Origin of the sequence: Halomonas sp. EF61, from assembly GCF_040147045.1 — a bacterium.
Lineage (GTDB): Bacteria > Pseudomonadota > Gammaproteobacteria > Pseudomonadales > Halomonadaceae > Halomonas > Halomonas litopenaei.
The window spans coordinates 216,581-229,543 of the sequence record NZ_JAMSHM010000004.1; the positions used below are offsets into that span (position 1 = coordinate 216,581).

A 12,963-nucleotide genomic window follows, 5' to 3' on the forward strand; every position below is an offset into this window, starting at 1 on the left:
GCTCAGTCCTCGTTGAGGGCCACGGCGGCTTCCACCAGACCGGCCAGGTGGAAGCGCTCGGGCAGCTTGCCGGCCACGGTCAGCTCGACCCGCTCGGACACCGCGTCCAGATTCACCTGGTCCATCACCTCACCGGCGAAGGCCAGGGTCAGCAGTCCACGTGCAGTGGCCTCATCCAGCCCGCGGGTACGCAGGGCAAACACCGCTTCCTCGTCGAGCTGACCGGTGGTGGCGCCGTGGGAACACTTGACGTCGTCGGCGTAGATCTCGAGCTCGGGCTTGGTGTCGATCTGGGCACGATCGGAGAGCAGCAGGTTGGCGTTGCTCTGGTCGGCCTCGATCTTCTGGCTGTCGCGCTTGACGATCACCTTGCCGTTGAACACGCCGTGGGCGCGGTCATCGAGGATGCCCTTGTAGTTCTCGTGGGAGAAGGTGTGGGGCGCGTTGTGGTTGGCCAGGGTGTGGTTGTCCACGTGCTGGCGATTCTGGCCGTAGAACAGACCATTGAAGGTCACCTCGGCGCCCTGGCCATTGAGGTCGCTGACCAGGTCGTTGCGCACCAGTCCACCACCGAGGGTGATGTTGAAGGAGGTGAACTGAGCGTCGCGGCACTGCTCCACGTGGATACTGGCCACGTGCAGGTCCTGCTCGGGCGACTCCACCAGCTTGTAGTGGGTCAGGTTGGCGCCACGATCGAGCATCACCTCTTCCACCAGGTTGGTGAAGTTGGCGGCGCCCTCTTCACCCACATGGTGTTCGATCACGGTGGCCTGGCTGCGTCCGCCCGCCTCGATCAGGATACGCGGGTGGCTCATCACCGGCGCCTCGTTGGCCCGGGACAGGAACTGCAGCACGATGGGCTTGTCGACCACGGTGCCGGGCGCCAGGCGCACCAGCGCGCCCTCCTCGAAGAAGGCGGTGTTGAGCGCCGAGAAGGCCGAGAATTCGACCCCGGTCAGGCGCCCCAGCGGGCCGCCGACGGCCTCGTGGTTCTCTTCCAGGGCCTGAGACAGCGGCTGCACCTGCACGCCACCCGGCAGCTCGGACAGGTCCGACAGGGCGCTGGAAAAGACGCCGTCGACGAAGGTCAGACGGTGGGCGTCCAGCGGCAGCGTCAGGGCAGCGGCGCTGGCCTGGGAAAACTCGGCAGAGCCTGTGAGCTGGAAGTCGGTGCGACTGATGGCGCGCACGTCGGTGTACTTCCACTCTTCGACGCGGCGATCGGGAAAGCCCATCGCCTCGAAGCGGGCCGCACCGGCCTGGCGCCGTGCGGCGATCCAGGTGGGTTCGCCGCGGCGCGCCTCGCTGCGCTCGTTCAGACGATCGAGAAAGCGTTGCACATCACTCATGCAGCGGGCTCCTCTACGACCCAGTCGTAGCCACGGGATTCGAGTTCATGGGCAAGCTCTGCGCCGCCGCTCTTGACGATCCGGCCGTTCACCAGCACGTGGACGTGGTCGGGCACGATGTAGTCGAGCAGGCGCTGGTAGTGGGTCACCAGCAGGATGCCGCGATCTTCGCTGCGCAGCGAGTTGACCCCATCGGCCACCACCTTCATGGCGTCGATGTCGAGGCCGGAGTCGATCTCGTCGAGCATCGCGAGCTTGGGCTGCAGCACCAGCATCTGCAGGATCTCGTTACGCTTCTTCTCGCCGCCGGAGAAGCCTTCATTGACGGCACGCTGCAGGAAGCTGTTGTCCATCTTCATGAAGGACACCTTTTCCTTGATCAGCTTCATGAACTCGGGTGCCGGAATCTCGCCCTCGCCGCGCGCCTCGCGCTGGGCGTTGAGCGCCGCCTTGAGCAGGTAGATGTTCTTGACCCCCGGGATTTCCACCGGGTACTGAAAGCCCAGCAGCAGACCGGCCTGGGCGCGCTCTTCGATCTCCATCTCGAGGACATCCTTGCCCTCGAAGGTGATCGAGCCCGCGGTCACCTCGTAGCCGTCCTTGCCCGCGATGACGGCGGACAGGGTCGACTTGCCGGCGCCATTGGGACCCATGATGGCGTGCACTTCACCAGGCTGGATGGACAGGGTCAGACCCTTGAGGATTTCAGAGCCCTCGACGGTGACGTGGAGATCCTTGACTTCGAGCATGTAGACACCTTTGCGATGCCCGCCGCGCCGGGCGGCGGGAGAAAAACGAATAAGGGTGGTATATAGCGCCGGGGGTCAGCCCACCGCGCCTTCGAGCGTCACGTTGAGCAGCGCCTCTGCCTCGACCGCAAACTCCATCGGCAGCTCCTGGAAGACGTCCTTGCAGAAGCCGTTGACGATCATGTTGACCGCGTCTTCCTCGGAGATACCGCGGCTCTGGCAGTAGAACAGCTGGTCCTCGCCGATCTTGGAGGTGGTCGCCTCGTGCTCCACCGTGGCCGTCGAGTTGCCGATCTCCTGGTACGGGAAGGTGTGGGCACCGCAGGTATCGCCGATCAGCAGCGAATCACACTGGGTAAAGTTGCGCGCACCCTTGGCCCGCGGGCCGACCTTGACCAGACCACGATAGGACTGGTTGGAACGCCCGGCGGAGATACCCTTGGAGACGATGGTGGACTTGGAGCCCTCGCCCAGGTGGATCATCTTGGTGCCGGTATCGGCCTGCTGGCGACCGTTGGTCACCGCCACCGAGTAGAACTCGCCGATGGAGTCCTTGCCACGCAGGATGCAGGACGGGTACTTCCAGGTGATGGCAGAGCCGGTCTCGACCTGGGTCCAGCTGATGTGGGAACGGTCGCCACGGCAGTCGCCACGCTTGGTGACGAAGTTGTAGATGCCGCCCTTGCCGTCCTCGTCACCCGGATACCAGTTCTGCACCGTGGAGTACTTGATGCTGGCGTCTTCCAGCGCCACCAGTTCCACCACCGCGGCGTGCAGCTGGTTCTCGTCACGCATCGGTGCGGTGCAGCCTTCCAGGTAGGACACCTGGGCCTTCTTCTCGCACACGATCAGGGTGCGCTCGAACTGGCCGGTGTTGGCGGCGTTGATGCGGAAGTAGGTGGACAGCTCCATCGGGCAGGTCACGCCTTCCGGCACGAACACAAACGAGCCGTCGGTGAACACCGCCGAGTTGAGCGCGGCAAAGTAGTTGTCGCTGGTCGGCACCACGGTACCCAGGTACTGCTTGACCAGCTCCGGATAGTCGCGGATCGCCTCGGAGATGGAGCAGAAGATCACGCCGGCCTCGGCCAGCTTGTCCTTGAAGGTGGTGGTCACCGACACCGAGTCGAACACCGCGTCCACGGCGACGCCAGCCAGGGCCGCACGCTCATGCAGCGGGATGCCCAGCTTCTCGTAGGTTTCGAGCAGCTTGGGGTCCACCTCGTCGAGGCTCTGGGGCTTGTCTTCCTCACGCTTGGGCGCGCTGAAATACGAGATCGCCTGGTAGTCGATGGGCGGATAGTCCAGATGGGCCCAGGACGGCGCGGTCATCTTCAGCCACTGACGGTAGGCGTCAAGGCGCCAATCGAGCATCCACTGCGGCTCACCCTTCTTCTTGGAGATGAAAGCGATGGTGTCTTCATCCAGCCCCGGCGGGATCGTGTCGCTCTCGATGTCGGTCACGAATCCTTCTTTATATTCGCGACGGACGAGCTGTTCCATTTCCTGACTTGCCATGATGTGTCCCCTCCCGGACGGTTCGGTCGGCGGGCGTTACCCGCCCAGGGTAATGAAGTCGATGTCGATGAGGCGCTGGTCAGGCTTCCGCCGCCAGGCTGATGCTCTGGATCGGCAGGCGAATCGGCAGCTTCAGCGGCGCGCTGTCGGCCAGGTGCGCCAGGGTGATGCTGTCGAGCAGTTCGCGGATCGCCAGCGACACTCGCTGCCAGTTGTCGGCCACCCCGCAGGTGGAGGCCAGGTCGCATTCGCCATCGGCGTGGCTGCATTCGGTCACCGCCACCGGCCCTTCGATGGCCGCGATGATGTCGCTGGCGGTGATCTCCGAGGCAGGACGCGCCAGGTAGTAGCCACCCTGGGCGCCGCGCCGGGACACCAGCAGTCCCGCGCGCACCAGCATCTTCAGCGTCTTGCTCACCGTGGGGTGAGGCAACTGCACCGCTTCGGCGAGCTCTCCGGCGGCGTGCGGCTGCTGGGGGTGACGTGCGATCTGTGCCATCACCACCGCCGCATAGTCCGTCAACCGGGAAAGCTTCAGCATGCCCATCTCCTCGGGGAGTTCCCCTCGTCGGTGCAGGGCTCAGCCCCTGCTTCGATTGGGGACCATTTTAGTCCTGTATAACCTCCATGTGAAGAGCGGCACACATCTATCACGTCGATAGTCCTCACGTTCTCGGCACGATCGCCGCCGATAGACACAATAAAACCAATCATTCTCATTTACTTTAACTATGCGTCCGGGTTGACAGCCTCACCCCCAAGCATCAGATCCATCAATTCCCGTCATTGCAGATCGTCATTCATGATCAAACCAAATAGATACTTCATTCTGCTAAGCTTGTGCCGTATCAACGGCCAGTGAACGCAACGCCTCGCCTCTTGTCAGGCCGAGCCGATGACGTGTGTCCTGGCCCAGGGCCGTTCACAGGCCCGACTCACCCCGCCGCGAGGCCTCGACAGGAGCTATTGCCTTGGAACTGATTCAGTACGCCCTGGACAACGCCGACCTGCTGTTGTCCCGGACCCTCGAGCACATCTCGCTGGTGGGCGTTGCCGTCGGCATCGCCACCCTCACCGGGGTGCCCATCGGCATCGCCATCACCCGCAACGAGCGCGTCGCCCAGGCGGTGCTCTACGCCGCGTCGATCATCGTCACCGTGCCCTCCATCGCGCTGTTCGGGATCATGATTCCGGTGCTGTCGCTGATCGGTCAGGGCATCGGCTACCTGCCGGCGGTGATCGCGGTGCTGCTGTACTCCCAATTACCGATCATTCGTAACACCTACACCGCCATCAACAACGTCGACCCGGCCCTGCGCGAGGCTGCCCGTGGCATCGGCATGAGCCACCGCCAGCGCCTGCGGATGGTCGAGATCCCGCTGGCGGTGCCGGTGATCATGGCCGGGGTGCGCACCGCCGTGGTGCTCAATATCGGCGTCATGGCGATCGCCGCCTATATCGGCGCTGGCGGTCTCGGCACCTTTATCAGCCGTGGTATCTCCCAGTCCGACCCGCGCCAGCTGATCGTCGGCGCGGTGGCGGTCAGCCTGCTGGCGATCATCGTCGACTACGGCCTGCTGGCGGTGCAGAAGCGCTTCACGCCCAAGGGCATGGAAGGCGCCGCCAACGCCGCCTGATCATTTGTGTTCCGGCAACGTCGCGGAAATGCCGCTGCGGCGGCTGGCGTCCTGTACGCCACACCGTCCGAGCGCAGCCGGAACGTCGACACGACAACAGGTGAGCCGCCGCCTCGACAGCGGCACCGTCGACGCCCATCGACGACCCGGAGCTCGCCGACGCCGACTTGCATACAAGGATTTGCTCATGATTCGTCTGGAAAACCTGACCAAGGTCTTCGATACGCCCAAGGGCGCGGTCGTCGCCGCCGACCACATCAACATGGAGGTCCCCAGCGGCGAGATCTGCATCCTGCTCGGCCCCTCCGGCTGCGGCAAGACCACCACCCTCAAGATGATCAACCGGATCGTGAAGCCCTCCTCCGGCAAGGTGTTCATCAATGGCGATGACACCACCGGCATGGACACCCAGGACCTGCGCCGCAACATCGGCTACGTCATCCAGCAGATCGGCCTGTTCCCCAACATGACCATCGAGGAGAACATCGCGGTGGTGCCCAAGCTGCTGGGCTGGGACAAGGCGCGCTACAAGGAGCGTGCCCGCGAGCTGATGCACATGATCGCGCTGGAACCCGACGCCTTTCTCAAGCGCTATCCGTCCGAGCTATCCGGTGGTCAACAGCAACGCATCGGTGTGGCCCGGGCACTGGCCGCCGATCCCCCCGTGATGCTGATGGACGAGCCCTTCGGCGCCATCGACCCGATCAACCGGGCGGTGATCCAGGATGAATTCCTGAAGATGCAGCAGGACCTGAAGAAGACCATCATGTTCGTCAGCCACGATATCGACGAGGCGATCAAGATGGGGGATCGGGTCGCGGTGTTCCGCGAGGGCAAGCTGGTGCAGTACTCGTCCCCCGACGACCTGCTGGCGGCGCCGAAGAATGCCTTCGTCGAATCCTTCCTGGGCGAGGACCGCGCGCTCAAGCGGCTGAATCTGGTCAAGGTCGCCGAAGTGGTCAGCGATGAGATCGGTACCGTCAAGCCGGAGGACACCCTGACCACGGCGCTCGCACGCATCGACGACTTCGGCTACCAGAATTCGATCCTGATGATCAACGACAAGCGACAGCCGGTGGGCCTGATCAGCCGCTCCCTGGCCCGCACCACCAAGGGCTACTGCCGCGACCACTTCCAGAACGTGCCGGCCACGGTGAGTCTCGACGACGACCTGCGCAAGGTGGCCTCGCTGATGTTCGCCCAGGACATCACCTGGCTGCCCTGCGTCGACGAGGAGGGCCGCGTCTGCGGGCAGATCACCCAGCGCGCCATGACCCACCACCTGGGCGCCCGCTTCCGTACCAAGCAGCGCGAGACGTCCGCCGTGGCCGCCGAGCCCAAGGAGTGAGCCGATGCTGATTCGAAGCCTGAAAAGCGCCGGACTCGTCCTTGCCCTGATTGTCATCTTCCTGCTCGGGGTATGGGCCCAGGCCAGCGGCGCCATCGATGACTTCCTGTGGTACCTGCCCGACGTCCAGTATCTGGTGGTCCAGCACCTGTGGCTGACCTTGCTGTCGGGCAGCCTGGCGATCCTGGTCGCGATCCCGCTGGGGGTGTGGCTGTCGCGCCCGAGCATGGCCAAGGCCGCGGAATCGATGATGCAGGTGCTCAACGTCGGCACCACCATCCCCACCCTGGCGGTGCTGGCGCTGTCCATGAGCTTTCTCGGCATCGGTACCGTGCCGGCGGTGTTTGGCCTGTTCGTGGCCACCCTGCTGCCCATCGCGCGCAACACCTACGCCGGACTCAAGGGCGTCTCGCCGGCGCTCAAGGAGGCCGCTGCCGGGATCGGCATGTCACCGACCCAGCGCCTTTTCAAGGTGGAACTGCCCAATGCCCTCTACGTCATCTTCGCCGGTATCCGTACCGCCCTGACCATCAACGTCGGCACGGTGCCCCTGGCCTTTTTGATCGGCGCAGGCGGACTGGGTGAGCTGATTTTCACCGGCATCGATCTCTACGATCCGATCATGATGCTGTCCGGGGCCATCCCCACCGCCCTGCTGGCGATCCTGGTGGACGCCCTGGTGGCCGGCGTGGCCTTCATCGTGGTGCCGCGCGGCGTCAATCCGGCGCGAGCCTGAACACCTCGGCTTTCCAACAACGACACCCTGCAAGGAGATATTCGCATGAAGACCCTGATGACCACCCTGACCGGCCTGGCCCTGTTTACCGCTACGGCTACCGCCACGACGACCGCCAGTGCCGACGAGATAGTGATCGGTGGCAAGAACTTCACCGAGCAGCAGCTGCTGGCCAGCATGACCACCCAGTATCTGGACGGCCTCGGCTACGACGTCGACACCCGCGCCGGCATGGGCTCGGCGGTGCTGCGCCAGGCTCAGGAAAACGGCCAGATCGACCTCTACTGGGAGTACACCGGCACCTCGCTGATCAACTACAACGACGTCACCGAATCGCTGTCCGCCGACGAGACCTACCAGCGCGTCAAGGAACTGGACGGCGAGAAGGGCCTGGTGTGGCTCGAGCCTTCCGCCGCCAACAACACCTACGCGCTTGCCATGCGCGCCGAGAGCGTGGAGGAAACGGGCATCAGTACGCTGTCCGACCTGGCGTCCGCGGTGAATGACGGTGAAGAGCTTGCCTTTGCCATGAACGCCGAGTTCTACGCCCGCGAAGACGGCTGGCGTCCGCTGCAGCGCGCCTACGACTTCCGCGTCGAGCGTGGCGCCGTCAAGCGCATGGACTCCGGCCTGGTCTATCAGGCGCTGCGCGACGGCCAGGTCGATATCGGCCTGGTGTTTGCCACCGACGGTCGTGTGCCGGCCTTCGACTTCCAGATCCTCGAAGACGACCAGGGCTTCTTCCCGGCCTACGCCCTGACCCCGGTGGTCCGCCAGGACACCCTGGACGCCAACCCGGAGCTCGCAGAGCAGATGAACGCGCTGTCGGCGCTGCTCGATGACGACACCATGGCGAGCCTCAACGCCCGAGTGGACGTCGAGCGCGAGACCATCGAGGACGTCGCCGAGTCCTTCCTCGAGGACAACGACCTGCTGTGACCCTTCAAGGCCCCCGTTCGGGGGCCTTTTTCTTAGGCGCTGTCCGAAAAGTCGACGAGCGAAGGTTAGACAAGGCAAAAATCGGTGAGACAGCGCAGTTTACGGGGTGTAAATGAGCATGTTGATCCGATTTTTAACGCCGTATTACCGAGCGCAGGCACTTTTCAGACAAGCCCTAGCTCGCCAGCGTGCGGCAACCGGGCACTCAACCAGCAACAACCGGTCGCCCCGCCTCCTCCCTTGCTGCTCCCCTTGTTCGACAAAGGACCTCCCCATGAGCACTTCCCGGGACGTCATCCACTGGATCCTCACGTCTCCCCTCGACCGCCTCGATGACGCTCAGTACCGCCACGCCAAGCGCTGCCTGGTCGACCTGATCGGCGTCGCCGCCGGCGCCACCGACACTGCCCTGGCCGAGCACGCACGGAGCTACGTCAGGGTGCAGCACGCGGGGGATCGCCCCTTGCTGTTTACATCGTCAACGGCGTCGGCTACCGGCGTTGCCCTGCACGGTGCCTGGCTGATAGATGCACTCGACGCCCACGACGGTCAGGTGCTGACCAAGGGCCACGCCGGCGTTGCCATCCTGCCGGGACTGCTGGCGCTGCCCGAGATCGACAAGGTCAGCGGCAGGGATTTTCTCGGCCTGCTGGCGATGGGCTACGAGATCGCCACCCGGGCCGGCATCGCGCTGCACGCCTCGAGCCCCGACTACCACACCTCGGGGGCGTGGAATGCCCTCGGTGTGGCAGCGGTGACCGCGCGCCTCAAGGGCCTCGACCCGGCCCAGCTGGAACACGCCCTCGGCATCGCCGAATTCTATGGCCCGCGCAGCCAGATGATGCGCTGCATCGATCACCCCACCATGCTCAAGGATGGCTCCGGCTGGGGTGCCCAGGCCGGCGTCGCGGCCACGCTGCTGGCCGAGGACGGCTTCACCGGCGCCCCGGCGGTGACCCTGTGCGACGAGCAGCAAGCCGCGGTATGGGGAGATCTGGGACGGCGCGACTACCTGTCGGAACAGTACTTCAAGGCCTATCCGGTATGCCGCTGGGCCCAGCCGGCGGTGGAGGCGGTACTCGCCATACCCGCCGCCGAACGCCAGGTGGAGAACATCGAACGCATCGAGATCACCACCTTCCACGAGGCCAGGCGCCTGCACACCGTCGCCCCGACCACGACCGAACAGGCCCAGTACAGCCTGCCCTGGTCGGTCGCCTGCGCCCTCGATCGAGGCACCATCGACGTCGCCGCCATCAGCCGGGATCTCGGCGACGACGATCTCGTGGCGCTGTCACGGCGGGTGACGATCACCGAATGCGATGACTACAACGCACGCTTTCCGGCCGAGCGCTGGGCCAGCGCTACGCTGCACCTGCGCGATGGCCGCCGTATTCAAAGCCCTGCCATGGAAGCCCGCGGCAATCCTCACAATCCGCTGAGCGATGACGAGATCGCGGCCAAGTTTCAGGCCCTGGCGAGCCCGGTGCTGGGCGCACGCGCCAATGAGATCGAGGAGGTCGTCGGCACCCTGGAAACACGCCCCATCGGCGATCTGCTGAGGTTGCTGGGACAACCTTGAACGCGCGAGCTTGAACGCGCGAGCCCAGGGCGTCGAACAAGACGGGAGGTGGCTAGGGTGACAAAGGTGCCATGGGTGACAAAGGTGGCAAAGGTGACAAGCGCCGTGAAAGCGCCAAGGATAGGCAGATGAGACCGCTACCCGAGGATTCGACATGCCTTTCGCCCCCTCCGACGTCATCTTGATCACCGGCGGCTCCCGCGGCATCGGCCGCGCCACCGCCCTGGCCTGCGCCCGTGCCGGTGCGCGAGTCGCCTTCAGCTACCGCAGCGATGACGCTGCCGCCCGGGACACCCTGGCAGCCTGTCAGGCGCTGACCGGCGAAGACGGCGCCATTGCCCTTCAGGCCGACGTGGTCGAGGAGGCCCAGGTGATGGCGCTGTTTGCCAGCACGCGACAACGTCTGGGCCCGATCACCGGGGTGGTCAACAACGCCGGCATCGTGGCGCCCTCCATGGCACTGACGGATATGTCAGTGGAGCGCCTGCGTCAGGTGGTCGACACCAATGTGCTCGGCGCCCTGCTGGTCGCCCGGGAAGCCGCGCGCGCCCTGATCGACCATGGCGCCCTGGTCAACGTCAGCTCCATGGCCTCTCGCCTGGGCTCACCCAACGAGTACGTCGACTACGCCGCCAGCAAGGGCGCACTGGATACGCTGACCATCGGCTTGAGCAAGGAACTGGGCCCCCGTGGCATTCGCGTCAATGCCGTACGTCCAGGGCTGATCGAGACCGATATCCATGCCCGGGCAGGTCGACCGGAGCGGCTGGCTGAACTCGGGCCCGGCTGTCCGCTGGGGCGTGCCGGTCGTCCGGAAGAGGTCGCCGAGGCCATCGTCTGGCTGCTGTCCGACGCGGCCTCCTATGTCACGGGGTCCTTTATCGACCCCGCCGGAGGTCGTTAGGGCTCGTCTGACAAGCGCCTGGTTTCGTCGGCTCGTGACCCAGGTCGCCTCGCCGTCTGTCTTTTTGACGTATAGAAGATGTTGCTGTCAGGCATTTTTTCGGCCCCGGGCGGTCCGGGGCCTCAAACGGAGCCCCTTCTATGGACACTCGCTTCTATCTCCTTATCGTCGCGGTCCTCGTCGGGCTGGTGGTCTTCCACTGGATCGGCTTTCGCCTGCTCAAACGCAAGCTGCAGCCTCCCCAGGAAAGCGACGCCATCCGCGACGCAACGCCCGGGCGCAGCAGAGACAACAGCGACAGCAGTGAGGAACGTTGATCCGCCGGGCAAATTGCGGCACCTTGTGGCGCCCTGCCCCCACCCTCAGGAATTCCAGCAATGCAGCATCAGGCCAAGCAGCATCAGGACCAGCTACAGGTCGCCTGCGCCCAGATCAACGCGCGCCTTGGTGACGTCGAGGCCAATCTCGCCCATCACCTCGACGTGATTCATGACGCCCGCCGTCGTGGCGTGGAATTGCTGGTCTTTCCGGAGCTCTCATTGACCGGTTACGGCCTGGGCCCGCGGGTGCTGGAGGTGGCCATGCCATCGGAAGACCCGCGGCTGATCCAGCTGGCCAAGGCGGCCGCCGGCATGCAGGTCATCGTCGGCTTCGTCGAGGAAGCGAGCCCCGGCGAGATCTACAACGCCCTGGCGATCCTCCAGGACGGCCGCATCGCGGCGGTCCACCGCAAGCTCAACCTGCCCACCTACGGCGGACTCGAGGAAGGCAAGTGGTTCAGCCATGGCGCCAGGCTGACCGAGGTGGCGGTGCGCCCCGGCTGGAGCACCACCTCGATGATCTGCGCCGACCTGTGGAATCCGGCGCTGGTGCATGCCGCCCTGCTGGCACGGCCGACGGTACTGTGTGCACCGATCAATTCGGCCTCCGGCATCGTCTCCGAGGACTTTTCCAACGAGGAAAACTGGGCGCTCAACGTGCGCTTTTACGCCATGACCTATGGCACGCCGGTGTTGATGGCCAACCGCTATGGACCTGAAGGCGACAGCCACTTCTGGGGTGGGTCGCGCATCCTCGGCCCACGCGGCGAGAGCCTGGCCGAGGCCGAGGATCGCGAGACCCTGATCTGCGCCGAACTGTCACGCACCGCCATCGCCAGGGCACGCTTCGAACTGCCGACCCTGCGTGACGCCGACAGCCCCCTGATTCGCGAACTGATGAGCGGCTATCGCTGATACAGCGCCGGTTCGCGTAGCGCTTTCGACAACGGTATCGACAGCGCTTTCGACAACGGTATCGAGACGCCCGGCGCCGAGAATTCTCAAGGTAAAAATGCTAGGATAACGCTTCCAACTTGCAGACACTTTTCGGCGCCACCTATGACAACATCGTCTCGATCCAGCGGCCTTTCCTCTCCTTCTTGCCTGCTCGTCATGGGCGTGTCCGGTTCGGGAAAATCGTACATCGGCAAACTGCTGGCCGAACGAATCGACGCGCGGTTTATCGATGGTGACGACCACCACAGCCCCGATAACATCGCCAAGATGTCCCGCGGAGAACCGCTCACCGACGAGGATCGTCAGGGTTGGCTTGCCACCCTGGCAGGGCTCTACCGGAAGCACCACGAGCAGGGGCAATCGCTTGTCATCGGCTGCTCGGCGCTCAAGCGCCAGTATCGGGACCTGCTGCGCGAAGGAGCACCCGCGCTGGAGATTCTCTACCTCCATGGCAGCCACGAGGTCCTGCTGGAGCGGCTGAACAGCCGTGGACAGCACTTCTTCGCCGGCGAGCACATGCTCAGGAGTCAGCTCGCCACCCTGGAAATGCCAGGCGATGACGAGGCCATCCGTTGCGATATCCAGATGACCCCCGATGCCATCATCGATGACTTCCTGGCACAGCTTGCGAGCCGTCGGTAGTCCTGGATGCCAGCGCTGAACGACCTGTCGCAGTGAGACCCCACCTGACCTCGGCGCCGCCCTTTCCTGACAGGCTACTGTCAGCTTTTTTATCGGTGATAGCGCGAAGGCAAAGTTTCTCGCCCATGCAGCAGTAATGAAGTCCGTAGAATTGTCACCAAGTCGTCATGTTGCAACTCTGGTCGACCACCAGCACCGACGGCGAACAGCATTGACCGCATCCCGGCAAATCGCGGCAACAACCGGCCGTCGACAACGGAACGTCGACATCAGCGCGTCGCT

13 protein-coding genes are annotated in these 12,963 nt (G+C 64.4%); 9 read left to right on the plus strand and 4 right to left on the minus strand.

Features of this window, described 5'->3' with window-relative positions; all coding sequences use genetic code 11:
* Positions 1-2 precede the first annotated feature (2 nt).
* From sufD to NFI08_RS20590, 4 genes are all read right to left on the minus strand, one after another.
* Positions 3-1,349: a Fe-S cluster assembly protein SufD gene (gene sufD / locus NFI08_RS20575; protein ID WP_108133009.1), complete on the minus strand. Its 1,347-nt coding sequence runs from the start codon at positions 1,347-1,349 to the stop codon at positions 3-5.
* A complete protein-coding gene (gene sufC / locus NFI08_RS20580; protein WP_045995118.1) occupies positions 1,346-2,098 on the minus strand; it encodes a Fe-S cluster assembly ATPase SufC in 753 nt (250 codons plus the stop codon). The genes sufD and sufC overlap by 4 nt, the downstream gene beginning before the upstream one ends.
* A gap of 75 nt (positions 2,099-2,173) precedes the next feature.
* Positions 2,174-3,616 (minus strand): Fe-S cluster assembly protein SufB, encoded by a 1,443-nt coding sequence (gene sufB / locus NFI08_RS20585; protein WP_108450186.1) that lies wholly within the window; start codon positions 3,614-3,616, stop codon positions 2,174-2,176.
* A 79-nt stretch (positions 3,617-3,695) separates the two neighbouring features.
* Entirely contained in the window at positions 3,696-4,157 is a 462-nt protein-coding gene (locus NFI08_RS20590; RefSeq protein ID WP_045995116.1) for an SUF system Fe-S cluster assembly regulator, read from the minus strand.
* Between the two features lie 430 nt (positions 4,158-4,587).
* Between NFI08_RS20590 and NFI08_RS20595 the strand changes: the two genes are divergently transcribed.
* The 9 genes from NFI08_RS20595 (at position 4,588) to NFI08_RS20635 (ending at position 12,681) form a co-directional block, all read left to right on the plus strand.
* A complete protein-coding gene (locus tag NFI08_RS20595; protein ID WP_045995115.1) occupies positions 4,588-5,253 on the plus strand; it encodes an ABC transporter permease in 666 nt (221 codons plus the stop codon).
* A 187-nt stretch (positions 5,254-5,440) separates the two neighbouring features.
* The gene (locus NFI08_RS20600) at positions 5,441-6,601 is read left to right on the plus strand and encodes an ABC transporter ATP-binding protein (protein WP_108133011.1); all 1,161 of its coding nucleotides are present in this window, start codon (positions 5,441-5,443) and stop codon (positions 6,599-6,601) included.
* A 4-nt stretch (positions 6,602-6,605) separates the two neighbouring features.
* On the plus strand, positions 6,606-7,337 hold the full coding sequence (locus NFI08_RS20605) for an ABC transporter permease (protein ID WP_222516702.1): 732 nt from the start codon (positions 6,606-6,608) through the stop codon (positions 7,335-7,337).
* A 45-nt stretch (positions 7,338-7,382) separates the two neighbouring features.
* Positions 7,383-8,276: a glycine betaine ABC transporter substrate-binding protein gene (locus tag NFI08_RS20610; protein WP_108133013.1), complete on the plus strand. Its 894-nt coding sequence runs from the start codon at positions 7,383-7,385 to the stop codon at positions 8,274-8,276.
* A gap of 274 nt (positions 8,277-8,550) precedes the next feature.
* Positions 8,551-9,858, plus strand: coding sequence for an MmgE/PrpD family protein (locus NFI08_RS20615; RefSeq protein WP_349591385.1), 1,308 nt, complete (start codon positions 8,551-8,553; stop codon positions 9,856-9,858).
* Positions 9,859-10,012: 154 nt separating this feature from the next.
* Entirely contained in the window at positions 10,013-10,762 is a 750-nt protein-coding gene (locus NFI08_RS20620) for an SDR family oxidoreductase (RefSeq protein WP_108450189.1), read from the plus strand.
* Positions 10,763-10,902: 140 nt separating this feature from the next.
* A complete protein-coding gene (locus NFI08_RS20625; RefSeq protein WP_162816549.1) occupies positions 10,903-11,079 on the plus strand; it encodes a hypothetical protein in 177 nt (58 codons plus the stop codon).
* Between the two features lie 60 nt (positions 11,080-11,139).
* Positions 11,140-11,997, plus strand: coding sequence for a nitrilase-related carbon-nitrogen hydrolase (locus NFI08_RS20630; protein WP_124803961.1), 858 nt, complete (start codon positions 11,140-11,142; stop codon positions 11,995-11,997).
* 144 nt (positions 11,998-12,141) lie between these two features.
* Positions 12,142-12,681: a gluconokinase gene (locus NFI08_RS20635; protein ID WP_349591386.1), complete on the plus strand. Its 540-nt coding sequence runs from the start codon at positions 12,142-12,144 to the stop codon at positions 12,679-12,681.
* The last annotated feature ends 282 nt before the right edge of the window (positions 12,682-12,963 follow it).